The sequence below is a fragment of the Pseudobutyrivibrio xylanivorans DSM 14809 genome (assembly GCF_900141825.1).
GTDB lineage: Bacteria > Bacillota > Clostridia > Lachnospirales > Lachnospiraceae > Pseudobutyrivibrio > Pseudobutyrivibrio xylanivorans.
The window spans coordinates 210151-236225 of sequence record NZ_FQYQ01000001.1 but is presented as its reverse complement, the minus strand read 5'-3'; the positions used below and the strand labels follow the sequence as shown (position 1 = coordinate 236225).

General features: G+C 38.9%; 21 protein-coding genes and 1 tRNA gene. 4 read left to right on the top strand and 18 right to left on the bottom strand.

The window, feature by feature from the left end; translation table 11 throughout:
* Positions 1-17 precede the first annotated feature (17 nt).
* From metK to BUA88_RS01030, 3 genes are all read right to left on the bottom strand, one after another.
* The gene (metK, locus tag BUA88_RS01040) at positions 18-1262 is read right to left on the bottom strand and encodes a methionine adenosyltransferase (RefSeq protein ID WP_072911187.1); all 1245 of its coding nucleotides are present in this window, start codon (positions 1260-1262) and stop codon (positions 18-20) included.
* 123 nt (positions 1263-1385) lie between these two features.
* A complete protein-coding gene (locus BUA88_RS01035) occupies positions 1386-1529 on the bottom strand; it encodes a YezD family protein (RefSeq protein WP_036951617.1) in 144 nt (47 codons plus the stop codon).
* 21 nt (positions 1530-1550) lie between these two features.
* A tRNA-OTHER gene (locus tag BUA88_RS01030) sits at positions 1551-1621 on the bottom strand.
* Between the two features lie 423 nt (positions 1622-2044).
* Here BUA88_RS01030 and BUA88_RS01025 point away from each other — a divergent pair.
* Positions 2045-2641, top strand: coding sequence for a 5' nucleotidase, NT5C type (locus BUA88_RS01025; protein ID WP_072911184.1), 597 nt, complete (start codon positions 2045-2047; stop codon positions 2639-2641).
* Positions 2642-2689: 48 nt separating this feature from the next.
* Here BUA88_RS01025 and BUA88_RS15970 read toward each other — a convergent pair whose 3' ends face one another.
* The 5 genes from BUA88_RS15970 to BUA88_RS01000 form a co-directional block, all read right to left on the bottom strand.
* Positions 2690-6364 (bottom strand): lipocalin-like domain-containing protein, encoded by a 3675-nt coding sequence (locus BUA88_RS15970; protein WP_072911181.1) that lies wholly within the window; start codon positions 6362-6364, stop codon positions 2690-2692.
* Positions 6365-6630: 266 nt separating this feature from the next.
* Positions 6631-7797, bottom strand: coding sequence for a PP-loop family protein (locus BUA88_RS01015; protein WP_072911178.1), 1167 nt, complete (start codon positions 7795-7797; stop codon positions 6631-6633).
* A gap of 110 nt (positions 7798-7907) precedes the next feature.
* Positions 7908-8483 (bottom strand): pyridoxal 5'-phosphate synthase glutaminase subunit PdxT, encoded by a 576-nt coding sequence (gene pdxT, locus BUA88_RS01010; RefSeq protein WP_072911175.1) that lies wholly within the window; start codon positions 8481-8483, stop codon positions 7908-7910.
* Between the two features lie 14 nt (positions 8484-8497).
* Positions 8498-9382 carry a pyridoxal 5'-phosphate synthase lyase subunit PdxS gene (gene pdxS / locus BUA88_RS01005; RefSeq protein ID WP_072911172.1) on the bottom strand — a complete coding sequence of 295 codons (885 nt, stop codon included), beginning with the start codon at positions 9380-9382 and terminating at the stop codon, positions 8498-8500.
* 141 nt (positions 9383-9523) lie between these two features.
* Positions 9524-10420, bottom strand: coding sequence for a LysR family transcriptional regulator (locus BUA88_RS01000; protein ID WP_072911169.1), 897 nt, complete (start codon positions 10418-10420; stop codon positions 9524-9526).
* 158 nt (positions 10421-10578) lie between these two features.
* Here BUA88_RS01000 and BUA88_RS00995 point away from each other — a divergent pair, with 158 nt between their 5' ends.
* Positions 10579-11694 carry a 5-methyltetrahydropteroyltriglutamate--homocysteine S-methyltransferase gene (locus BUA88_RS00995; RefSeq protein WP_072911167.1) on the top strand — a complete coding sequence of 372 codons (1116 nt, stop codon included), beginning with the start codon at positions 10579-10581 and terminating at the stop codon, positions 11692-11694.
* A gap of 177 nt (positions 11695-11871) precedes the next feature.
* On the opposite strand, the gene BUA88_RS00990 is transcribed toward BUA88_RS00995, so the two are convergent.
* The 8 genes from BUA88_RS00990 to BUA88_RS00955 all read right to left on the bottom strand — a co-directional run bounded on the left by BUA88_RS00990 (position 11872) and on the right by BUA88_RS00955 (position 18597).
* On the bottom strand, positions 11872-12780 hold the full coding sequence (locus BUA88_RS00990; protein ID WP_072911165.1) for an AraC family transcriptional regulator: 909 nt from the start codon (positions 12778-12780) through the stop codon (positions 11872-11874).
* Between the two features lie 32 nt (positions 12781-12812).
* The gene (larE, locus tag BUA88_RS00985) at positions 12813-13625 is read right to left on the bottom strand and encodes an ATP-dependent sacrificial sulfur transferase LarE (RefSeq protein WP_072911162.1); all 813 of its coding nucleotides are present in this window, start codon (positions 13623-13625) and stop codon (positions 12813-12815) included.
* Between the two features lie 83 nt (positions 13626-13708).
* Entirely contained in the window at positions 13709-14239 is a 531-nt protein-coding gene (locus BUA88_RS00980; RefSeq protein ID WP_072911159.1) for a hypothetical protein, read from the bottom strand.
* A gap of 5 nt (positions 14240-14244) precedes the next feature.
* The gene (locus BUA88_RS00975) at positions 14245-15075 is read right to left on the bottom strand and encodes a metal ABC transporter permease (protein WP_200798831.1); all 831 of its coding nucleotides are present in this window, start codon (positions 15073-15075) and stop codon (positions 14245-14247) included.
* Entirely contained in the window at positions 15075-15707 is a 633-nt protein-coding gene (locus BUA88_RS00970; RefSeq protein WP_072911153.1) for a metal ABC transporter ATP-binding protein, read from the bottom strand. Before BUA88_RS00970 ends, BUA88_RS00975 begins: the two co-directional genes overlap by 1 nt.
* Positions 15708-15710: 3 nt before the next feature.
* Positions 15711-16730 carry a metal ABC transporter substrate-binding protein gene (locus tag BUA88_RS00965; protein WP_072911150.1) on the bottom strand — a complete coding sequence of 340 codons (1020 nt, stop codon included), beginning with the start codon at positions 16728-16730 and terminating at the stop codon, positions 15711-15713.
* Positions 16731-16805: 75 nt separating this feature from the next.
* Positions 16806-17114, bottom strand: coding sequence for a hypothetical protein (locus BUA88_RS00960; protein WP_072911147.1), 309 nt, complete (start codon positions 17112-17114; stop codon positions 16806-16808).
* 112 nt (positions 17115-17226) lie between these two features.
* A complete protein-coding gene (locus tag BUA88_RS00955; RefSeq protein ID WP_083572335.1) occupies positions 17227-18597 on the bottom strand; it encodes a sodium-dependent transporter in 1371 nt (456 codons plus the stop codon).
* 173 nt (positions 18598-18770) lie between these two features.
* Here BUA88_RS00955 and BUA88_RS00950 point away from each other — a divergent pair, with 173 nt between their 5' ends.
* Complete coding sequence (locus BUA88_RS00950) at positions 18771-20966, top strand: EAL domain-containing protein (RefSeq protein WP_072911144.1); 2196 nt, start codon at positions 18771-18773, stop codon at positions 20964-20966.
* A 16-nt stretch (positions 20967-20982) separates the two neighbouring features.
* Here the strand turns inward: BUA88_RS00950 and BUA88_RS00945 are convergent, their stop codons facing one another.
* Complete coding sequence (locus BUA88_RS00945; RefSeq protein WP_072911141.1) at positions 20983-22353, bottom strand: MATE family efflux transporter; 1371 nt, start codon at positions 22351-22353, stop codon at positions 20983-20985.
* A gap of 239 nt (positions 22354-22592) precedes the next feature.
* Between BUA88_RS00945 and BUA88_RS00940 the strand changes: the two genes are divergently transcribed.
* Positions 22593-24491, top strand: coding sequence for an EAL domain-containing protein (locus tag BUA88_RS00940; protein WP_072911138.1), 1899 nt, complete (start codon positions 22593-22595; stop codon positions 24489-24491).
* 55 nt (positions 24492-24546) lie between these two features.
* On the opposite strand, the gene BUA88_RS00935 is transcribed toward BUA88_RS00940, so the two are convergent.
* Entirely contained in the window at positions 24547-26061 is a 1515-nt protein-coding gene (locus BUA88_RS00935) for a sodium/proline symporter (RefSeq protein WP_072911135.1), read from the bottom strand.
* Between the last annotated feature and the right edge of the window lie 14 nt (positions 26062-26075).

The following is a 26075-nucleotide window of genomic DNA, read 5'->3' as shown; positions in this document are numbered from 1 at the left end:
TTTTCCTTATACCTTCCTTATACTTGTACTGCTTCCTTAGCCTCAGAAATATACTGAACAGCCAAATCAACTTTTATCTCATTAAGGTAGCTCTTTATCTCCTCCACCTTATCTAAATGCTCCCAAGGTAAGTCCACATCGGTCCTGCCGAAATGTCCATAAGCAGCAGTCTGCTTGTAGATTGGCCTACGAAGATTAAGGGCATCGATGATTGCTGCTGGTCTGAGATCAAATACTCTTTCAATAATTTCAACAATTTTTTCATCATCAATCACTCCTGTTCCAAATGTGTCTACGGCAATTGATACTGGCCTTGCTACTCCGATTGCGTATGCAAGCTCTACTTCAAGTCTCTTTGCTAATCCTGCAGCCACAAGATTCTTTGCTACCCAGCGAGCTGCGTAGGCTGCAGAACGGTCAACCTTTGTTGGATCCTTTCCTGAGAAAGCACCGCCGCCGTGACGACCTGTGCCACCATAGGTATCCACGATAATCTTACGTCCTGTCAGTCCTGCATCTCCCTGTGGACCACCGATAACAAATCTTCCAGTTGGATTTACATAATATATGGTGTTTTCGTCTAGGAGTTCTTCTGGAATTACCGGCTTTATGACGTATTCAATTACGTCTTTACGAATCTGCTCAAGAGTTACATCCTCTGCATGCTGTGTTGAAATTACGATGGTATGTACTCTCTTTACAGTCTGTCCATCCTCTGCAAATTCCACAGTTACCTGTGATTTTCCATCTGGTCTAAGGTATGGAAGTGTTCCATCCTTTCGAACCTTTGTAAGTTGTCTAGTAAGACGATGAGCAAACGAAATAGCTGGTGGTAAATATTCTGGTGTCTCATCTGTCGCGTATCCAAAAATGATTCCCTGGTCACCTGCTCCTGTTCCAAAATCTTCCGTCACTCCTTCCTGTTTTGATTCAAATGCCTTATCAACTCCAAGTGCAATATCTGCTGACTGCTCATCAATTGATGTAAGTACTGCAATTGAATCTGCATTATATCCATCAACGTTATTTACATAACCAATCTCTCTGATTGTTTCCTTGGCAACCTTTGCAATGTCCACATAAGCCTTTGTTGTAATCTCTCCTACAACAAGAGCTAGTCCTGTTGCTACTGTTGTCTCAGCAGCGACTCTAGAATATGGATCCTGAGCAAGTAGCTCATCAAGGATTGCATCAGAAATTTGGTCTGCAATTTTGTCTGGATGTCCCTCTGTTACTGATTCTGATGTGAATAACTTTCCCATGTTCTTTTTTTCTCCTTTTTGTTTCTTTTTTGTTTTTTTATAGAAAAAAAGAGGCTCAAGAGCACAGCGAATGAAACCGTGTTCCTGAACCTCTAGTTGTCTAGTCAGTTCTAAATCTTTTCTTTATAGCCTTATTTTTTCACTTTTGTCTATCTGGATGATTTTGCCATCCTGAATGATGATGTTTACGGAGCCATATTTTATGGACTCGATGTAATCTTTGATTTTTGCCAGTTGATTTTCAGTTACTTCTTTAACTTCTGCCATATTCTCTCCTTTCACCCTCACTGGTGCCAGATGGATTCGAACCACCAACTTCAGCGATGCCTCGCCTATGCCTTTCCAGCGGCTATGACACCAAAAAAGACTTAAGGTCCTTAGCTAAAAGCTTTGGTCTTAAGTCTTCTTAAAAAATTTAATTCGTATATACGATATTTTAAAACCTATTGCTTTTGCCTAAATCTTTTTTTAGTTTTATTCATACAGACTGTTTTACAAGTACAACAAATAGAAGTCTGACAGCAGGCCTTACACATACAAGTATTCATCATAGCTGTAGAAATTGTTGTTCTCATTTAGTCTGTTCCTTTCAAATTATTTTTGTAAGTATTTTTTATTTCCTACTCACTTACTAGGTTGATAGGAATTATATGTGACAGCCGAATATAAGTCAATACTCCTAGTTACTAAAGAAAATTAGAGCCGGCTATAAAATGAGTTTATAGCTATGGAATGTTATGGTATCATTGTGATGCTATTAAACTGATAAATGGAGAACGCACATGAATATTTACGTAGATTTTGACGATTGTCTTTGTGAGACTGCCCTTCACTTTTCAGGGCTTGTAAAGGAAATGTTTGATAAGGATATACCTTACGAGAATATACAATTTTTCAACTTACAAAAATCTTTTTCATTAACTGAGGAGCAGTATCAGGAAATGATGATAAAGGCTCATACTCCTGAAGTACTATTAACTTACGATGAGACACCCGGTGCTTCTGAAACAATTAATAGGTGGCTAGATGAAGGCCATAATGTATCTATAATCACAGGCAGGCCATACAGCGCCTATGAGGCTTCACGTCAGTGGCTTGACGAACATAATCTTCAGCGAGTAAAGCTCTACTGTCTCGATAAATATGGACGTGACAGCTTTATTAAAGACAGTGAATTTAGCTTAAAGCTGGAAGAGTATTATAAGATGCACTTTGATTATGCTATAGAGGATTCACCTCTTGCGTTCAAATTTTTTGATCATTTACCAGCTTTAAAGGTAATGGTATTTGACCGCCCATGGAACCGCAATACAGAACTTCCAAATGATAACTATCACAGATGTATAGACTGGAAAACTATTAGAGAATTAGTGAAATAAAGCAGGAATGGCACAGGTCAAACGACCTGTGCCTTATTCCATGAGGGATTATTTATTTTTTCTAAGTAAGTAAGCTGTCGTAGCACCACCGAAGGCTATTAAGATTATTATTACTATAGGGACAATTCCAAAACCATTTGAGTTTATCTCCTCTTCAAGGGCAGCTTTTGCTACCTCCTCATCCTCAATAGCTTCCTCTGTTACTGACTTTTCTGACTCCCCGGAAGCCACTGAAGCTTCCTCTGTGTTTTCAGCAGTATCATTTTCTTCTGTCTCTTCTGTGTTTGCTTCTTCTGAGAGTTTTTCTTCGGTTGTATCTGTTGTTGCCTTTGTTGCTTTAGTCTTAGTTACCTTGTTTGCCTTGTTACTAGCAATCTTAGTGTCACCTGCTAATGGCACCTGAGCTTCTGCAACTGTTGTAACTGTATTATTAGCTGCAGGCTGAGCTGACACTGCGGTAGATGCGCTATTTGAGCTTGATGAGCTGCTCTGATTAGATGAGCTGCTCTGATTAGATGGTGCTGGCTGAGCAGTCTGATTGCCTGCTGCAGGCTGTGGTACTGGAGCTGGCTCAGAATGTGCAGGTTCCTCCACTGGTACTTCTGCCGGTTCCTCTGATTCTTCCTGTTTAAGCTCTTCGGCACTTGGCCTTAACTTTATAAATAATGAATTTGCATCGGCTATACTGTAGCCCTTTCCATTATTAACACTTAATGTCACTCCATCTGCAAAAATATTGGACTCAGCCGCTTTTACCTCAATTGGTGAGAATGCTGATTTTATTTCATCTACTAATTCCTCAAGAACCTCTTCCACTTTATCAAGAATTGTTTCCTCTGTTGGAATTTCCTCAGACTTTGTTTCCTCACTCTCAGAATCTATTTTTTCTTCATCAGCCTCTGAGGCTAAAAGTTCATTTGGAACGTTTACTGAATACCAGCCATTTCCTATGTGAACCATTGCTTTTCCTGGTTCCTCACCAAAACCTACTGGATTTCCATCAGCGTCTACAGCATATACATTTGCTTCCTCATAGAACTCATCGTCCTCTAGTCTAATATAAAGCTTTGTCATTCCCTCAACATCAGGCTCCTCCTCTGCTATAGGCTTAACCTTATGCTCTGGCTCTTTTGGCTCATCTTCTTTATTATCCATATATGTTGCATCATAAAGACTACTTATCTCAGATGCTGTCAGTGCAGTATCGTATATACGAACATCATCAAATAAAGCATTTCTACAATCCTCATCTGACCAAATATCACCTGCACCAACCATTATATGATTAGCATTCTGAATTGCTGCATTTTTGCCACTGAAGCAATTAGAGATATCCTTCTTGTCGTATACAATCTGGTTACCATTTAAATAAACCTTGATACCCTTTGTATCCACTGTATATGTTACCAGCTGCCATTTACCTGTTAATTCTCCATAGGCAACTCCTGGAACCGCGTCAGAATAATCATTTGCATTGATTCTTCCTATCAGATTAGCACCGATTCTTGTCATAGGATAATTGCCTGTAGCTGCACCACCTGAAACCATATCTGCTTCAAAAAGAGCACTGTGCTCCCAGGTAGAAGCATCAATATTTACCCACATGCTTACAGTATAGCCAGACTTATCAATATCCTTGAATAGATCATTTGGCAAAGATAAATAATTAACCTGCTTATTCCCTTCACTATTCTCAACTTTCAGAACCTCCCCTCTAGTCTCATCATTGATTACAGAAGCTGTTCCCATTAATGTTGCATTTCCACCTACTACTGAGGCACCAGTAGCTGAAACACTTGTCCCATCTACATTTTCAAAATCATATCCTGCAATAATATTTGGGCCATCGTATACCATTATCTCATACTCTGCAGTCCTAGACTCGGCACCGCAAGTAATTGTTGCTGTAAGCTTTACCTTTGTATCTACTGATGGAACTGATACTACACCCTCGTTTGATAATACAGATGGTGTGTCTGAGTTCCATGTGATTGTTGCACCTGAAAGAGTCTTTGGAAGAGAGAGGTTCTCTCTTGTTGTATCTGGAAGCATTCCTGCCAGCTGATCGATAACCTTGCCAACCACCAGGTCTTCTGACTCTTCAAATTTGCTTCCCCACACAGCCAGATTATTATTTCCAATTGCTGTAAAGGTCATTGTCTTTTCATCATTATCATTTGACTGCTCAAAGAAAACGCCCTTATAAGTAGCATCACCTATATTTAATGTTACATATGTATAATCAGCAGCATCTGCCATTGTCCAAGAGCCTGTTTTGTCACCTGAAATAGTACCATCTTCATTTAAAATAACTGATTCAGTAGAAATCATGCTGCCATCCTTTTCAGCATTTCCATGATTTACAAACTCATAGCTTCCTACTACATCGTCCTTTGTATACTTCTGAATCTGCTCATTACGATTTTCGTATACTGCTGTTACGAGCCAGTCATCTTCATTTAAGAACTGCTGTCTAACTCTAACCTCATGTCCTTCACCACGGTATGAATCTAAAAATCTCTGATGATAGAAAAGATAATACTTTCCATCATCGGTAATCATTGCTGAGTTATGACCGGCTGCTCTATAACCAGGCTGTCCATAGAACTGATAATTACCAATCAGCTTTACGCCATATTTATAGCAATTTACACCACTTCCACCGGCCTCATTTCCAGCTGGATCAACATATGGACCAAAAACATTTTTAGAGCGGAAGAGACGCATGTTATATCCGCCAGTTGTTGTAAGTCCACCATATGTTTCGTACATGTAGTAATAGCCGGTATTCTTATCGTATTCAATGTATGGACCCTCGCCAGACTGGTGATTTCCACCTGCAATATGAACACCAAAATATCTATCCACATAATTACCACTTGTTTCCTCTACTCCATCTGTTCCAGGATAGATTGCTTCACCTGTTGTCTTATCAAGCTCCAGGATAAATAATCCACCTGACCATGAGCCATATACCATATATAAATGCTCACCTGTGGCATCAAAGAAAAGAGTTGGGTCAATGGCATTTGGAGCATAATTATTGTTCCAGCTACCGTCCTTATTAAAGCATTTCCATGTGGATACATCCCCATCAATTACACCATCTGCAATTAAATCATTAAAAGGTAAATAGTCATTAGTATAGGTTGTATCTCTCTTGCTATTACCATCGTAATTTACACTTCCTGTGTTTGTGAAGCCTGAATATACTACTGTTCCACCATACTGGTATCCACCATCATAGCTCTTCGATACCATATAGCCAATGCAAGAACGGCGCCATGTAGATGAAGCACTGTAATAAAGCATGTACGCTCCCTTGCTTCCATCTTCCCAAACATAATCTGGATTGTAGATTACATCTGGAGCCCAAACTGCATAATTTCCACCGGCACAGTCGCCGTCGTCATATCCTGCCCACTTAAATGACTCTGCAAGATTTTCTCTTAAATTTCCATAAATTACATTGCCGCTAACATCCTGATAATCTCTTGAAACCTGTGTCCAGTTGACTAAATCATCCGAAGACGCTGTGGCAATATGTGAGCCAAATACATAGTATTTGCCATCTTCTGCAAAAATAGATGGATCATGTACTGACACTCTTGAAATGTTTGAAGCAGCCTCTGCCTTCATTGCCCCTAGGCCAGTTAGCTGCGCGCCTGAAGTAGCCATAGCAATAGATAATCCCAATGCCACGGCTTTTTTCATTTTCTTCATTTGTTCCCCCTTCTACTTTTAGTTTAGCATTAACTAAACTATTTTATATATATATTTCTTAAGTCAATTTTATAACCTATTTTATACAATTTTTCAACATTGCATGTTAAAAATACATCTTATTATACAATGTTTGTTAAAATATTTTAATTTTCAATGTTAATTTTTATCTATTTTGCTCTATTCTTTTTTCAAAATGTTATGAAAAAATAAAGGCCTAGCCAAAAGTAGCTAGACCTTAATCAATCTTTTTTCTTATCTATTTATTACTCATCATAGGTATCAAGGAAATGATGCTTCACACCATCCTGCTTGTAAGCAATTACTGTAGCCAGATTTACATTTTCCACGCTGCGGAAGATATTTGACTCCACATACGGATTAGTCTTTTTGAGCTCTGCAATGAGATTTCTTGTCTCAAGACGCTTTGAGGCGCTGGTGCCATCCACCGAACAGCTGTCACAGGTCTCTGTGAAATGACATGCACACTGTAAAAAGTGTAGTCCATTGTAACGCTGCCAAGCGATGATATCATCCTGACGCACAAGATAAAGTGGACGAATGAGCTCCATACCCTCGAAATTGGTAGAATGAAGCTTTGGCATCATCGTCTGCACCTGAGCACCGTAAAGCATACCCATGAGGATAGTCTCTATAACATCATCATAGTGGTGTCCCAATGCAATCTTGTTACATCCAAGCTCCTTTGCCTTTGAATACAAATGACCACGTCTCATTCTTGCACAGAGATAGCAAGGATTCTTTTCTACTGTATCTACAGCATCAAAAATATCACTCTCGTAAATGACAATAGGGATTCCCATAAGCTTTGCGTTGCTCTCAATAAGCTGGCGGTTTACAGCGCTGTAGCCAGGATCCATAACAAGGAATGTAAGCTCGAAGTTTACCTTCTGATGACGCTGTATTTCCTGAAACAGCTTTGCCATAAGCATGGAATCCTTACCACCGGAAATACAAACGCAGATGTGATCTCCCTCTTTGATAAGTTCATATTCCTTACAAGCTCTGGCAAAAGGAGAAAACAATGTCTTATGAAATTTCTTTCTAATACTCTTCTCTATTTCAGCAGTCTGAGCGTGAAGCTCAGCTTCGCCTTCTGCATCCTGCTGCTCCATAAGTGCGGAAAGATAGCTATTATAGCCACCCTTTAGGCTGACCGCATCAAAGCCATTGTCGCAAAGGATTTCAGCATCCTCCACCGAAATCTGACCTCTGGTGCAATACAAAACAACCTGCTTTGCTTTATCTAAACGAGCCATAACACCATCTAAATCAGTTTCAAACAGCTCATGTGTAATGCTAACGGCATCTGGTATCATGCCATATTTCAGGCTGCCTTCGTTTCGGATATCTACAAGGATGTAGCTGCCTTCCTGTAAATCTGATAATTCTTTATATGATATTTCTTTCATTAATAATCCTCTACTACCTTATTGCATAGCAAAAGCAGATGACTAGCATCTGCTTTATTCTCCTATCGACTAACTAGGTAGCTATATAATATTTGCTTTCCTGCCGTTTGTCAAATCCCCAGGAAATACTTGTGAATTCTTTTGTCCTCAGACACCTCTGGATGGAAAGACATTGCAAGCTGATTCTTATATTGAACAGCCACTATTTTGTCATCTATCTTAGAGAGGATCTTTACCTCTGGATCATTTACGCTTTCAAAATATGGCGCTCTGATAAAATTCATAGGTACATTTTCAATGGTGCCAAATGAACCTGATGTGATAAAGCTCCCCAATTGTCTGCCATAGGCATTTCTTTTTATGGTGACAGGAAGAGTAGCCAGATGCCTCTCACCTCCAACCACATTTTCCGAAAGAAGGATAGCACCAGCACAGGTTGCCAGCACTGGCATACCTTCCTCTATCAGTCTTTGTATCTCATCAAACAATCCCACCTTCTTTAGAAGATTACTTTGAGTGGTGCTTTCTCCTCCTGGCAAAACCAGGCCATCATAGTGTCTTGCCTTTAAATCTGATTTTTGTCTAATCTCGTAAACATCAGCACCTAAGCTTTTTAAAACATTTATATGCTCTATAAATGCCCCCTGCAAAGCGAGGACACCTATTGTAAGAGGTTTTTCTCCCATAATATGCCTCCTTTTTAAGCTCCACGCTTTGACATTAAAAGCTGAATCTCACTTTCATTGATTCCCACCATGGCTTCACCCAAATCCTCTGAAAGCTCAGCCAAAAGCTTTGAATCATTAAAATTGGCTACCGCCTGAACAATTGCTGTAGCTCTCTTTACAGGATCTCCAGACTTGAAAATACCAGAGCCTACAAACACACCCTCAGCGCCAAGCTTCATCATAAGTGCTGCATCTGCTGGAGTGGCTACACCACCTGCTGCAAAATTAACAACTGGAAGCTTTCCGTTTTCATGAACATATTTTACAAGCTCGTATGGCACAGCTAGATGCTTTGCTGCCTCATAAAGCTCGTCCTCTCTTTTTGATACCACCTCTCTAATCTGAGAATTGATGAGACGCATGTGGCTTACAGCCTGCACTACATCTCCCGTGCCTGGCTCGCCCTTAGTTCTAATCATCGAAGCGCCTTCTGCAATTCGTCTTAGTGCTTCTCCTAAATCCTTTGCACCGCAAACAAAAGGAACCTTATAGTTCTTCTTTTCTATATGATATATATTATCTGCAGGTGAAAGTACTTCACTTTCATCAATATAATCAATCTCCAATGCCTCAAGAATATCAGCCTCTGCAAAATGTCCGATTCGGCACTTCGCCATAACAGGAATAGAGACAGCGTCCTGAATTTCCTTTATAAGCCTTGGGTCACTCATTCTGGCTACTCCACCGACAGCTCTTATATCTGCTGGTATTCTCTCAAGTGCCATGACTGCACAAGCTCCTGCCTGTTCTGCAATCCTTGCCTGAGCAGCATTTGTAACATCCATGATTACACCGCCCTTAAGCATCTGTGCCAACTGTTTATTCAGCTCATATCTTTCTGTAGTACTTTCACTCATTGCATTATCCTCCAAAGATTAGTAATAATTCAATTCGTATATACGATAAAATCCGGCCGGGATATTGCTATAGATAGTACTTTATTTCTGGGGTCTAAAAAAGACACAATTATTAATATATAATAGGGGACAGATTTTGGATTATGTCAAATTCTTTAGCAAGGAAATATAACTATCTGCAAGCTGTGATATATTGATTCCGCTTGGAAGTATATAGCCTATTTCCATATAGTCATCCACCTTCAGTGGCCTTGCTATGATGCTTGGTCCATTAAGTTCCTCACTGATTACTCCGCTACAGATGGTGTAGCCATCAAGACCTATAAGCATGTTAAATAGAGTGGCTCTATCCTTTACTATAATCTCCTTGTCACAATCCACCGTACTTAATATCTCCTCGGAAAAATAAAAGGAATTGTGACTACCCTGTTCATAGGAAAGTCTTGGATATGGCTTTAAATCATCTAATGTGATAGATTTTTTATTTGCCAGAGGACTGTTTTTTCCGATAAACACATGTGGCTTGGCCTTAAATAGTGTAGTGAAGGTAAGATTGTTATCCCTGAGCGTTTTTCTGATTACGGTCTCATTAAAGCTGTTTAAATAAAGCACACCTATCTCACTTCTAAGATGTGCCACATCATCAATAATGTCGTAGGTCTGTGACTCCCTCATATGAAATTCGTACTTTTCCCCACCATATTTTTTCAGAAGCTCCACAAATGCCTCCACAGCAAAGGAATAATGCTGCGCAGACACACAAAAGCGTTGCTTTCCTGTGCTTTTACCTGTATATCTTTCATCTATAAGATTTGTCTGTTCAAGAACCTGACGGGCGTAGCCTAGGAATTCATCCCCATCTGGTGTCACCTCTATTCCCTTATTTGAGCGTGTAAAAATAGTGATATTGTATTCATTTTCAAGCTCTCTGATGGCAGCCGTAAGACTTGGCTGAGCTATAAAAAGCTTCTTCGCTGCCTCTGTAATATTTCCTGTATCTGCTACGGTGACGGCGTATCTAAGCTGTTTTAGAGTCATTTTCCCTCTCCTGTTAACATAGATTTTTTCTAATTATATCCTTTATTATAGATTTTATCTATGACGTTACCCCTATTTTTCGTATTTTACCTATTTACTCACTAGGCATATAATCCATTTCAACATACACACGCGACTTTTTGAAGGGAGACATAATAATGAGCACAGTACAGACACCTTACAGATATGATTTTGTGGGAAGCTTTCTTAGACCTCAGGCTCTTAAAGATGCCAAGGCTAATTTTCTTGAGGGAAAGATTGCAGAATCTGCCTATAATCATGTGGTAAACAAGGAGATTGAAAAGGTTGTTGCCAAGCAGAAGGAGCTTGGTTTTCACGTAATCACAGATGGAGAATTCAGAAGAAGCTTCTGGCACCTTGATTTCATGTGGGGACTTGAGGGTGTTGCCCATGAAAATAATGGTGGTGGAGTGAGCTTTAATGGGGAGCTTGCCCTTTTAGATGACACCTACCTTGTGGGAAAAATCAAGGCAAAGCCTCATCCTTTTGTGGAATATTTCAAATTCCTAAAGCAGTTTGAGGATGAAAACACAGTTGCCAAATACACAATCCCCGCTCCTGCCCAGACCTTCCAGCAGATGATTATTCCTCAAAATTATGAAACTACAAGAAAATTTTATGAGACTAACGAAGAGCTGATAAGTGATATAGGCAAGGCATACCAGGATATTATTAAGCAGTTTTATGAGGCAGGCTGCCGCAATCTTCAGTTTGATGACTGCACCTGGGGCGCTATTGTAGGCGATGCTGCAAAGCAAAGATATGCCTCTCTTGGAATTGACATCGAGGAGGTAAAGAGTCAGCTCCTTTTGGTCAACAATCTTGCACTAGAGAATAAGCCAGCTGACATGGTAATCACCTCTCACATTTGCCGAGGCAACTACCACTCTACCTTCTTCACAAGTGGTCCTTATGATTCCGTGGCTGACTACGTTTTTGCGAAGGAAAATGTGGATGCTTTATTCCTTGAATATGATGATGCCCGCTCTGGTGGTTTTGCTCCACTTCAAAAGGTATCACCTGACAAGAAGATTGTCCTTGGTCTTATCACTACTAAGTCACCAAAGCTTGAAGACAAGGAAACAATCAAAAAACGTATTCACGAAGCAGCAAAATATATTTCTCTTGATAGATTATATTTGAGCCCTCAGTGTGGCTTTGCTTCCTGTGAAATCGGAAACAAGCTTACTGAAGAAGAACAGTGGTCAAAACTTAAATTAGTAAAAGAAATAGCTGAGGAGGTTTGGGGCTAACCCAAACCTCCTCTTTAATTACGATGGAATTTATCAAATTTTGTCCTAAAATAGCAAAAGAAGCTTGGGGCTGAACCAAGCTTCTTTCACGTAATGTGGTGATAAATATTCAGAATAAAGATTAAATGCAATCTTTATGTCGTCAACTAAATTATATTGCTAAATGAGATTATATACCTATCGATTTTTGACATGAAGATTATCATATTTTGCAAAATGTTTATTACTTTTCTCAAACAGGCTTCGATACTCTCCTGGTGACATGCCCTTTTCAGCCCTAAAAACCCTGTTAAAGCTAGGGATACTTTGGAATCCTGAAAGCATAGCTATCTCTGTAAGAGGGCGATTGTCAGTGGCAAGCAGCTCCGTTGCCTTTTCAAGCCTGATCATATTCAGCCATTTGCTGTAATTCATTCCAGTAGTAGTCTTAAAAACTCTCGAGAAATAGTCCTTACTTATTCCAGCCATCTTTGCCATATTAGCTTGAGATAGGTCATCTGCTGTAAGATTATGTTTAATATAATCAGTAACAACTATCATTCTGCGATAAATATCATCTGTGAAGCCATTCTTTTCTAATTCGTCCAATTCAGGTACAAACTCATTTTTATGCTCATCAAGGGTAAGCATAAACTGCATGAGAAGCATGCAACATCTAAGCTCCTTGTCTGGAACATCAGAAAGAAAGTAATCCTTCATTCTATAGGCAATAGCCGTGAGATTTGCCACCAGCTCACGATGTGTATTAATACAGATTACATGTAGATTTCTGTAAAAATGCATAATTCTTTGCAGATCAAACAAAGAATTAACAAAGGCATTGCTAAATCTGATAATCATTGTATTTTCCAAATCAGCATCAATTACCTCGTGCATTTCTCGTGGCCATACAAGTACAAAATCTCCTGGTGAAAGGTGATATGTGTCCCGATTTACCTTAAATACATTATTTTCACCCGACGCGACAAGTATTATTTCCCCATGGGAATGCCAATGTGCATTGTAGCTTCTTGCCTTTGCTCCCATTGATAAACTAAATGCGCTTATTCCTTCAAAATCTTTTTTTACGTACCGACTGTAATCCATAAACCCTCCTATGGTAAAACATTCTAGTAATATTATATATTAAGTGTCTCGTTCATACTACCAGTACGATAACCGCGTAAATCCAGCGCAACGTACGCAAAACCATAATCCTTGAAAGTATCATAAATACGCAGACGTAATTCTTCATCAAGCATTCTTTCGAAATCCTTAGGCTGCAATTCTATACGTGCCACATTTTCCCCATGTATACGGACTCTAAACTGATTAAATCCCATATCTAAAAGAAGCTGCTCTGCCTTATCAACCATACCAAGCTTCTTTTCTGTAATGGTCTCTCCATATGGGAAGCGGCTTGAAAGGCAGGCGAAAGACTGCTTGTTTGCAGTAGGCAATCCAAAATGAGCTGAAAGCTCTCTGATTTCCTGCTTTGTAAACCCTACCTCCCTGAGAGGACTTTTTGCACCAAGCTCCTTAACAGCCTGAAGACCTGGTCTGTAATCTCCGTTGTCATCAAGATTTGAGCCCTCAGCTACATATGCGATGCCCTCTTTCTTTGCCAAATCAAAAATCTTTGTAAAAAGCTCATGCTTGCACAGATAGCATCTATTTGGTGGATTGTGAGAAAAGCCCTCTATCTCAAGCTCCTCTGATTCCACAATAAAATGTCTTACACCAATAGATTTGCAGTAATCCTTAGCTTCATTCAATTCACGCTTTGGAAATGAGCATGATGAAGCTGTCACTGCTATTACATTATCGCCAAGTGCCTCATGAGCTGTAAAAAGCAAAAATGTAGAATCTACTCCGCTGGAAAATGCGATTGCCACAGAGCCCAGCTCCTTGAAGTAGTTCTTTAATGCTTCATATTTTTCTAATAAAACCATTTAACCTTACCTCTAAATTTATTTCTTTTCCTCTAAGTATAGCGAAATAAAATAAGTTGGCAACAATTAAATGGAGCATACTATTATTTATCAATCAACTGTGAATCAAGCATAGTAAGGTACTGACCGCCGTTTTCCTCGTAGGTAGCAAAAGTTCCTTTCACCTCTATTTCATCCCCCTGAGCAGGATAATCCTCGACCGAATACTTATCTTCATCCAAAACAAACTCCAGTCCCTGAGAACAACACTGAGTAGCATCCTGGATAACACAAGCGTAATACATTTTTCCTGTATCAGGGTCCTGATATGTGCCACAGATGCCCTCCATTTTTACAGTCTTTCCTGCATACTCTAAGGGCTCCATCATCATATTGGATACCTCTGCATAAATCATTGTGGAAGACATTGCTGTAAGATCCAAGTCCACAGAAGGGTCAGCCAGAGGAATCTCTTCCTCTGGGACCTCCTCCTGTATGTCCTCTGTCTCCTCTTCTGAAATATCTTCCACAACTGCTGCATCCACAACCTCTGTGTTAACAGCTGTTGATTTTCCACATGCCATCAATCCAAATGTTAAAGCCCCTGTCAGAATTAACACTTCAATCTTCCTCATAGTTCCTATCCCTTCACCTTTCCTATAACAAAACAAATTAAAAACATAACAACATCAACTGCCACAATTGTGGAACCTACTGGTGTGCCTCCCAAAATGGAAATAATTATTCCAATAAAAGCACATATCACTGAAGATGCTGCAGAAAAGATTGTTACCCCCCTGAAGCTTTTTATCACGCTCATTGCAGAAAGTGCCGGGAAGATAACAAGGGCTGATATAAGCAATGAACCTACCAGATTCATGGCAAGTACTATAATTACTGCTGTTATAGTAGCGATAAGAAGATTGTAAAAATTCACCTTTGTTCCTACCGCATTTGCGAAGTTCTCATCAAAGGTAACTGCAAAAATTCTATTGTAAAACAGTACAAATACTACCAGCACACAAACTGAAAGAATGCCGCAGATTATTACTTCTTCTTTTGTCAGTGTAAGGATAGATGTGGAGCCAAATAGTGTGGAGCACACATCCCCTGATACATTTGCCGAAGATGGAAATACATTCATCAATAGATAACCAAAAGCCAGGGCTCCCACAGAAATCATGGCAATGGCTGCATCTCCCTTAACCTTGGAATTATTGCCATTCTTTAAAAGTAATATAGCTGCGAGGATTGTAAGAGGCAAAATGATTATCATCTTATTTGTAAGATTTAACACTGTTGCGATGGCAAGAGCGCCAAATGCCACATGTGAAAGGCCATCTCCAATGTATGAGTATCGCTTTAAAACTAAGGTCACGCCTAGGAGGGATGAGCAAAGGGCGATTAACACCCCCACAATGAGGGCGTAACGGACGAAGGGGAAGCCCAGGTACATTATTAATTTTTCCATTATACCACCTCCGTAACGTTAAATATCTTCGTAGCGTAGCGCTTCACATTTTCAATATCATGACTAATCATAATGATTGTGTGCCCCTGCTTATTCAAATCTTCTATAAGCTCGTACATCTCCTCTGTGACCTGTGGGTCAAGACCTGCCACTGGCTCATCTAACAAAAGAAGCTTTTGTGTAGCACATAACGCTCTTGCCAGAAGAACTCTCTGCTGTTGTCCCCCTGACAATTCACGATAGCAGCGATTTTTTAGAGTCAGTATTCCCATTCTTTTAATATTAGTTAGAGCCATTTCCTTCTGAGCTTTACTGTAGAAAAATCTGTTACCAAGGGTGTTTTGACAGCCAGAAAGCACAATCTCGTATACTGTAGCTGGAAAATCTCTTTGTACATCCGATTGCTGAGGCAAATAACCTATGCTGTCCTTTTCTATTCCCTCTCCAAACTCCACCTTTCCTGAAACTGGTGTCTGAAGCCCCAAAATAGTCTTCATCAAGGTGGTTTTGCCGGAACCGTTTTCCCCTACAATACAAAAATAGTCTCCTGCTTCTATTGTGAAATTAATATTTTCAAGAACAGGGCTGTGGTCATATCCCACAGCAAGGTCCTTGGCTGATAGTACTGACATATTTTATTTCAATCCTTCCTGTAGAACCTTAAGGTTCTCTTCCATAATACTTAGATAGGTTGCACCATCTGCTACATCCTGCGAAGTCGTAGACTGCATTGAATTCAATGTAAGAATCTGAGCATCTTTTGAATTTGTATTTTCGATAATAGTTTTTGCAATCTTTTGATCTGAGTTTTCGATAGTAAATACTGTCTTAAGTCCTAGCTCATTAACCTTGTCTGAAAGGAATTTGATAGTCTCAAAGCTGGCCTCTGTCTCTGCAGAGCAGCCTACGAAGGCTGCGTAGTAGCTGAGGTTGTAATCATCCACAAGATATCTGAATGGGAATCTGTCTCCAAAAAGCACTGTATCCACACCAGCTTCACCTGTGACCTTAGTATATTGACTGTCCAAATCAGCAAGCTTGCTGTTGTAGCTATCTGCATTAGCCTTATAGGAATCAGCGTTTTCCTGATCCACAGCGGACATTGCATCTGCTATAGCATTCACAAGAGTCTGTGTATTTTTTAAAGAAAGCCAAACGTGTTCGTCATACTCGATTTCCTCTTCTTCGCCTTCTTCTGCTTCTTCTTCCTCTTCCTCCTCAGCTTCCATACCTTCTACTACTTCCTCTTCCTTTACCTCAGAGCCAAGTGACTCAAGAAGATTTACCACCTTCATATCCTTGTTTGTAGCTTCCTTTAGGGCGTCCTCCACCCACTCGTCAGATTCTCCACCTACATAGATAAACACATCACAGGTAGCGATTTTCATAATATCCTCAGCTGTTGGCTGATAGCTGTGAAGATCCACTCCATTGTCTAAAAGCATGGTAACATCCACATCTGCATTACCTCCTGCAATCTCACGAACCCAGTCATATTCTGGGAAGATAGTTGTCACAACAGAGATAGATTTCTCCTGAGTCTCTGCTCCTGTAGCTACTGTCTCCTCCTCAATCTGAGCACTGCCAGAACCACAGCCCACTAAAACAGAAAGTGCCAAAGCACCTGTGAGTACATACGATATTAACTTTTTCATAATTAAATCCTTTCATAAATACGCTAAAAATTTGCATCAAAATAAAACCTGCCTGACAGGCAAAGCGTACAAAATTCAAGAATCTAATCTTACCTTTTGGGAAACTAATGTAGTCTGAACAGACCGATATTCAAAAGCTGTAACTAACTCAGTCATAGTCTTTGCGACATAAATAACTGTGGCTACAGCAATTAATCCTGAACCAATAGTTTTGATATTCTGCTCGCACTGAAGAATAAGTGAGCAAACTGGACAATGCTCTGCATCATTACACTGATGTCCGGCATTTTCTGAAAGAAGCAATCCAGAAACAAGCACAACAAGAACAGTAGCAAAAACTGCTACGCAGGCAAGTATTCGATTAAAACCTGTCTTATTACTCATGCTCTTTTACCTCTTGCACTAGGATTTTAGCCTATAATCTCTATTAATGCAACAGAAAGTTAGTATAATCAAACCGAAAAGAGCCGCCAAAACTGGCGACTCCATACTAAAATTACATACTAATTATCCCAAATACATTTAACACTGCACTCACAAGAATGATTACTACAAAAAGTGGACAAAGGAATTTAATCATAAATCTGAACACACCCTTTCTCTTGAACGGATGATTTTCCTGCTCCACTTCAGCCTCCAGCTTCTCTACTGTCATGAATTTTGTGATTAAAACACAGATGGCAAGAGCCGCAATTGGCATCATTATAGAATTAGTAAGGAAATCAAAGAAATCCAAAAACTGCATTCCAATGATTTTAACATTTGCAAGCGGGCCATATCCAAGTGAAGAAAGACTGCCAAGTACAAGCATGATTACAGCCATGATATTTACTCCACGATGTCTGTCCCATTTGAACTCATCTGAGAATGTGGAAACTGCACTCTCTGTAAGAGCGATAGCACTTGTCACTGCTGCAAAAAGTACTAAAGCAAAAAATGCGATTCCGATTACTCTGCCAAATCCCATGCTTGCAAAAATCTTTGGCATGGTGATAAACATAAGTGATGGACCAGCCTTTAGCATGCTCTCATCTCCACCTGAAAACGCAAATACGGCAGGGATAATCATAAGACTGGCAATAACAGCTATAGCTGTATCAAAAATCTCTACCTGCTTTGTGGATTCCTCAATGCTTACTTCCTTTTTTACATAAGACCCAAAAGTAATGAGAATACCCATGGCAATTGAAAGAGAATAGAACATCTGCCCCATGGCAGTTACTACTGTCATAATAGAAAAATGCTTAAAGTTTGGAATGAAAAGATACTTTACACCGCTTATAGCACCTGGTCTTGTAACTGAGTACACGCAAATAACAAGGGCTAATAACACAAGAATTGGCATCACAATCTTAGACACACGCTCAATGCCATTTTCAACTCCAAGATATATTACAACTAAAACTAAAATTGCAAACACAATAAACCACAATTCTGTCTCAGCACCATCAGTGATAAAGCTTGTAAAAAAGTTTTCACCTGCAATAGCATTTACATCACCACGAATATATTCGAAGAGATATTTGCAAACCCATCCACCGATTACAGAATAGTATGGCACAATTAAAATTGGGATAATTGCATTAATCCATCCACCAAGCTTCATAAGCTTATTATTATGACTCAGTCCTCTAAATGCACCTACAGGACTTTTATTTGTAGCTCTACCAATAGCTGTCTCTGCAACTATCATTGTATAACCAAATGTAAGAGCCAAAAGTACATATACAATAAGGAAAATTCCTCCACCGTATTTAGCACACAAATAAGGAAATCTCCAAATATTTCCTAAACCTACTGACGCCCCCGCGGTCGAGAGCACAAAACCTATTTTGCCTGAAAAGCTACCGCGTTTTTCCTGTTCCAAAAATATTACCTCCACATCTTTACTTGCTTAACGCTTTAAACTGTTAAACACTCGTAGGGAGTATTATAACAAGATATAACTTTTCTTGCAATCACAGATTTTTCTCAAACCTTTGATATATTAGATTTGGTGTAGTTTATACATGAAAATAATAACTTGTAGGGGGATCATCGGTGAAGCGGCCACATATCAGCAAAATTTTAAAAAAAGTGTTCCTAAGCACATTTGGTGTGCTTTGTTTTGTTGTGCTTTTTGTAAGCTCTGAGGCTGCCTCTGACAGAGATAAGCTTGTAGTTGGTGTTCCTACTAATCGTTGTCCAATATTTTATATAGATGAAAGTACTCAGGAAACTGTTGGTATCGGTGTAGATTTGATACGCGAGGTAGCCGACAAAGCCGGATACGATATAGTAATAGAAAATATCGCTGAAAATAATATAAAAGACGCACTTGATAACGATAAATATGACATTGTTATGCCATTTGGAGATTCTATCAAAAGTACCTCCGGAAGGGACGCTATAGTAACTAATGATATATTGGAAACTCCATTTACACTTGTAACTACAAAAAACGCGGCCCTTCCTGATATTACCGCAGCTCGAGTAGGTATGCCAGCCTCTCTTAGAGGTGTGGCTGAAACTGTTCAAAATCTCCACCCCGGAATCAAGGTAGTATTGTACGAGGATATTGATGACAGCGTAAAAGGACTAAAGAATTCAGAAGTTGATGCACTTCTTAATAACTCCTATGTCTGGAGCTATGTTCTACAAAAGCCTTCCTATATTAATTTACATGTTCAGCCATCTGCCATGTTCTCCATGGGATTTAAGGCTGGCACTTTAGATACTCCTGAGGGACAGAAAATAATAAATAGACTGAATAAGGGCATAACACTTCTTGAAGAGACCAAGGCAGAAGCCATTATTTTAGATTATACAACTCGTCGTCTGTATAAATATGATATTTTTGATTACATGTATCAGTATGGTGCATTCATTGTTCTTGGCACCCTTTTGTTTATCGCTGTAATAGGAACCATGATTTTTAGACAGCGTTCTATCAATCTTATGCAGGAAGAGAAAATGCGCCTTCTTATAGACCATGACGAATTGACAGGTGTTTACAGCATGAATGGTTTCAGAAAACGCGTAGAAGAAATTCTGAGAGATAATCCTTCTGTACCATACTTCATTTCCTATAACAACATTCTTGATTTTAAGTTTGTAAATGACAGCTTCGGAAAGGAAACTGGCGATAAGCTGCTTAAATATTGGGCTAAGCTTTCTATGGAAAACCTATCAAAAAATGAAGCCATTGGCCGAGTCACTTCTGACCAGTTTGTAGTTCTTCGCCAAATCGAGGGAAATGAGAGATTCTACGAAGACGAACAAAATATAGTAGAACCTGTAAATAATTTTTTGATTAGTCAGGGTAAGGATTACAAAGTACAAATTTGTAGTGGTATTTATGTACTTACACCGGATGATATTCAAAATGTTGACGTAGACCACATGATAGATTTTGCAAGAATAGCTGAACGAAAGATACGTGAATTAGGCAAAACAGGATTTGAAATCTATAACCTTAATCAGTGGGAAACCAAGAAGCGCACTGTAGAAATAGTTGGTCATCTTTCCTCTGCAATAGCGCAAAGGGAAATACAGGTCTGGTATCAGCCACAGGTAGACTTTGAAACAGGAAAAATAATTGGTGCAGAGGCACTCTGTCGCTGGGCTCACAGCGGTCTGGGCTGGATTAATCCTATGGAGTTTATTCCTGTTTTGGAAAACTCGGGAAAGATTTATGAGCTAGACTGTTATGTATGGGAAAAGGTATGCCAGGATCTTCAGCGCTGGAACAGAATAGGAAAGCATGTTTCTGTTTCTGTAAATGTATCTAGAAGTGACATTTCAGAAAATCCTGATATACATATGCTGTTTTTGGATTTGATTCGTAAATACGAATTATCTCCTAATCAGCTCCATATAGAAATAACTGAGTCCGCCTACGTGAAGGATTCCACTCTTCTTATTAAAACCACGGAAAATCTTCGTGCTATTGGATTCCATGTTGAAATGGATGATTTCGGAAGCGGTTATTCATCGCTGAATATGCTAAAGGAATTACCTGTTGACCGAATAAAGCTTGATTTGCGTTTCCTCTCATCAGAAGGCTTTGAAGAGAAAGGCAGTATTATACTGACCTATCTCATCAAAATGATTCAGCTCCTTGGAATGGAGCCATTAGCTGAAGGTGTCGAGACAATAGAGCAGGCTCAGTTCTTAAAGAGCAACGGCTGTACCCAGATGCAGGGCTACTACTTCCACAAACCACTTAGCGTAATTGATTTTGAAGAATTAATTTAAATAAGAGTTTTGGAAGTTATTCAACTTCCAAAACTCTTCTAATTTTTACTTCTGGGAGCAAGTATTTAAACATCGCATATGCGTTAATCACTAAAGCTCCTATCCATGCACTTATCTCCGCAAAGGCGGTTGCTCTAAATCCTATACGGCTCATTAATATCGAAATAACCGCAGTTCTTAAAATCATCTCCATTATTCCAGATACCATTGGTAGCATTGGCTTTCCCATTCCCTGAACTACTGCTCTTACTATAAACAAAATATTAAGGAAAATAAGCATTATTCCACATGCTGGAAGGAAAATACACACAAGCTCAATCTGATCTTTACCTGAAAGTAAAACTCTGGCAAGGTTTGCTGGGAATAATATCATTACTCCTCCCAGCACCACATAAAAGCCTGTTACCATCTTCAGACCAAACCTGATACCATCTGTGATTCTTTCAAATTTCTTTGCGCCATAATTCTGGCTGGTGTATGCACTGATAGCATTCGCCATTGTAGCTGCTGGATTCATAAATAGATTCAAATACTTACCGCAGGCAGCATATGCCGCGGTATATACTACTCCGTATCCATTTACAAAATACTGAACAACCATGCATCCAATAGCTGTAATAGAATTCATAAGTGCCATTGGAAGTCCATTAGAAATAAGCAGGAGCCATACCCTTTGATTATTGGCAAAATCTGCTTTTGATAATCTAATCATCTCCAAAGAAAAAAGTTTTTTAAGACAGATTCCAACGGAAACCACCTGAGCTATGATGGTAGCAATCGCTGCTCCTTCAACTCCCATTTTAAACACAAAGATAAATAAGCTATCTAAGCAAAGGTTTGTAACAGAAGATACAATAATAGAAACAAGTGGTGTCTGGCTATCTCCTAGTGAACGAAGTATAGCTGCTGAGATATTGTAGGTGATTCCTACAAACAATCCGCCAAAAAGAATGTAGCCATACTTTAAGCTATCCTGAAAGATTATTGGATCGGTTCGTAAATACGTTAATGCATTTGGTAAGAATAATACGCTAAAGATAGTAAGTACTACTGCAAGAATCGCACCAAGCTGAATTGTTCCTGCCAGTCTGTGATGTAATTCATCAAAATCCTTAGCTCCAAAGCTTTGAGCTATCAGGATACCAAATCCATTTGCCAATCCAAAGGAAAATCCCACTATCAAAAAGAATAGTGAACCCATATTACCTACTGCTGCAAGAGCGTTATCACTGATACCTCTTCCAACAATTACTGAGTCAACAAAGTTATATAACTGCTGACACATACTGGTCATAAGCAATGGCCAGAAAAACTGTAAAATCAGACTAGCTGGCTTCCCTTCCGTAAAATCGATAGTCTGCTTTTTTGAAACTGATGTACTTTTCATTATGCCCTCTCAATACCTTAAATTTCTCAACATATGTTATTCCATAAAAGACATTAATTCTATTTATAAATTGATTTGTTTATGGTCAAAAATTGTTATTTGCATCGTTTAAATTGTGTTCAACTTTACTTTAAGCAATTTGTGGATTATTTCTCAATTAAATACCAATTATTCTACTAAATCTTCACAATATAGGAGTATTATGAGCATGGTAGTTTACACAAACAGAAAGGTTTTTTATGTGGGATTTAAGTTATGCGGCTCCTAGCTTAGCGATATTGGCCGTAATGATTGGTCATTACATTTCGCTTCCAAGATTGCCAGTAAGAAAAAATAAAATATTTATATATCTAACCATTGTAATCAGTTCTACAATGGCTTTTGATGTGCTTTCCAGTTGGGCAGATATGGATTATACGAACTTTCCAGACTGGTTATTATACTTCCTTAACAGTGCTTATTTTATTTTCTTTTTTGCAGGAGCACTCTCATTCCACTTTTTTGCGGCTAACATCTTGAACGTAGATTTAACCAACAATCTAAAAAGGCGTTATCTGGTAGAACTACCTGTCAATTTAGCTATAATTTTCGTTTTAATCACCCCTTGGACCAAATGGCTTTACTATATAGATGAAACAGGCTATCACAGTGGTCCATTGTATAATTTGCTCTATTTATTCTATTCAACATATATTCTGTTTTCTTTTGCCATTATTGTCAAAAGACGTAAATATCTTATACGCGTAAGAGAATGGGAAATTCTATTAGGTTGTAATATTGTCCTTTCAATAGGGCTTGTTTTCCGCTACTCTTTACCAAAGTTTATGCTAGAGAATTTATTTACTCTAGCAGCGTATACCGTTTTATTTCTGGGCTTTGAGAATCCTGATTTGCACTTAATTGAAAGAACCTTCCTTTTCAATAAAGTGGCTCTTAGGGAATATGTCGTTGAGCAAAATAAAAATAGTCCAATTAACGCTCTGGTTTTTGGTATAAAAAATTTTTCAGACAAACGAGTGCTTTATGGTATCCAGCAAGCCAATCAGGGAATTTATCTTGTTCAAAACTATTTAAGAAAAGAATTTCCAAAGTATCTTATTTTTTATAATGATGCCGGCTGTTTTATAATGTTTAGCAAAGACAAGACTGACTGGGGAGAGATATATGCAAAACTGCTTTATCGTTTTAAACAGCCTTGGATTTCAAAAGATACAGAAATTTACTGGGATATATGCGGAACCCATATTAATTTCCCTGAAAAGAAAATACCGTCAGATGTAGTTTTGCGTGCCTTCAATAAAGCTTTTTTTAATGCTAATGATTCTCTTGATACTGAGTTGCTTACCATTGATAAAGCAGACGTTGCATTCTTTACCGAAGAAACAGATATTAAGCGTTCTCTTGATTATGCTATAGAAAACAACACAGTCGAAGTATTTTTCCAGCCAATAGTTGATAGTCAAACCGGAAAATATGTAGGAGCCGAAGCATTAGCACGTATAAAGAATTCTGAAGGTAAAATCCTATCACCATCAGCCTTCATACCTATTGCTGAAAAAAATGGTAAAATCAATCAGCTTGGAAAGCAGATGTTCAAAAAATGTTGTGATTTGGTAAGTGCAGCTTCCTTTAAAGAATTGGGACTATCATTTATTAATATAAACTTATCTCCTATTCAGTTTTTGAGAAACGATTTGGAGCAAAGCCTTAGTTCCTTCATCCATGAAAGTGGTATCGGCTCAGATTTCATTCATTTAGAAATTACTGAAGAAGCAATGATAGATGATTACCAGATGCAACGACAAATATCATCCCTCACTGAACTAGGCTTTAAGTTTGTATTGGATGATTATGGAGTGGGATATTCGAATATAGTTCGTTTACGAAATACTCCATTTATCAACATCAAGCTGGATATGAGTTTGGTGTGGGATTACTGTAAGAATCCTGGCACTATACTACCAACCGAAATCGAAGCTTTTAAAAAATGCGGATTTGAAATTACAGCTGAAGGAATTGAAACTGCACAAATGGCTAAGATTATGCGAGACATTGGCTGTAACTATTTACAAGGATACTATTATTCAAAACCAATTCCTTATGAAGAATTTATAGAAAAATGTAAAGAACAAAAATAAGAGCCAGTTGGATACCATTTTAAAAGGGTACCTAACCGGCTCTTAATTTTTTATTTTATCTTATGGATTCAAACTCCTCTACTATCTCCTTTTCTGGAGCAGGTGTAAGAAGACTTACTACAACACAAAGAATCAGCGCTACGATAAATGCTGGCAAAAGCTCGTAAATACCAAAGATTCCACCCATTGGCTTTATACCAAACTTCCATACAAATATCATTACACCACCGCCAATCATACCTGCAATAGCACCGTATTTATTGGCTCTCTTCCAAAACAATGCAAGAAGCATGATTGGTCCAAAAGCAGCTCCAAACCCTGCCCATGCAAATGACACGATACCAAATACTGAGCTGTTAGGGTCTCTTGCTATGATGACACCAATAGCAGCAATGATAACAAGTACCACCCTTGCCATAACCATCTGCATATGCTCAGATAGATTGATTCCAAAGGTCTCATGTAAAATGTTCTCAGATACTGATGATGAAGCTGCAAGCATCTGTGAATCACATGTAGACATTGTGCAGGCAAGAATTCCTGCTAAGATTACACCTGCCAAAAGAGATGCTATAAAGCTATGCTCCGCCAGCGTCTGTGCAATAATAACGATTGCTCGCTCCGAATCTACAAGCTCTCCTATTGCCCCTTCGTGTACCATTGTTCTTGTCATAACACCGATGAAGATAGCAACGCCCATTGCTATAAATACCCATACAGTAGAAATACGGCGGCTAAGCTTAATCTTTTCTGGGTCCTCTATAGCCATAAATCTAAGAAGAATATGTGGCATTCCAAAATATCCAAGTCCCCATGCCATTGTTGAAATGATGGTGATGATTCCACCATATGAAACGCGGCTTGCTGACTCGAAATCATGCATTGCTGTAAGGCTGATATATCCATCTAATGAGTTAGAATAAGTGCTTACTGTAGCAATTCCATCTACTGTTGAAAGTCCGAAGCATACAACTGCTATAAGAGCAATTGTCATAATAATCGACTGGATAAAGTCTGTAACACTGGCAGCCATAAATCCACCTGTAGCTGTATATCCAATGATTACAGCTGCTGAAGCAAGCATTGCGATTGTATAATCAAGTCCAAACAATGATGAAAAAAGCTTTCCGCAGGCTGCAAATCCTGAACCAACATATGGTACAAAGAATACTACTATGATTAAAGAGGAAATAAGCATCAATGTATGACTCTTATCTCTGAAACGATTTTCAAAGAAATCCGGTATAGTAACTGAATTATTCTTTTCAGAATACTTTCGAAGTCTCTTCGCCACCAGTAACCAGTTAACGTAAGTTCCAATTCCAAGTCCAAGCGCTGTCCAGAAAACATCGCAAATACCTGTTGCGTAGGCTACACCTGGAAGTCCCATAAGAAGCCATGAGGACATATCAGAAGCCTCCGCGCTCATAGCTGTTACAAAGGGGCCAAGCTTACGTCCACCTAAATAATAATCTCCGACTGTGTGATTTTCCTTTGCAAAGGTAGCTCCCATAATTAGAAGCGCTGCCAGATAAATCACTATCGCAATTACGATACCTAATGTTGCCATACAAATCTCCCTTC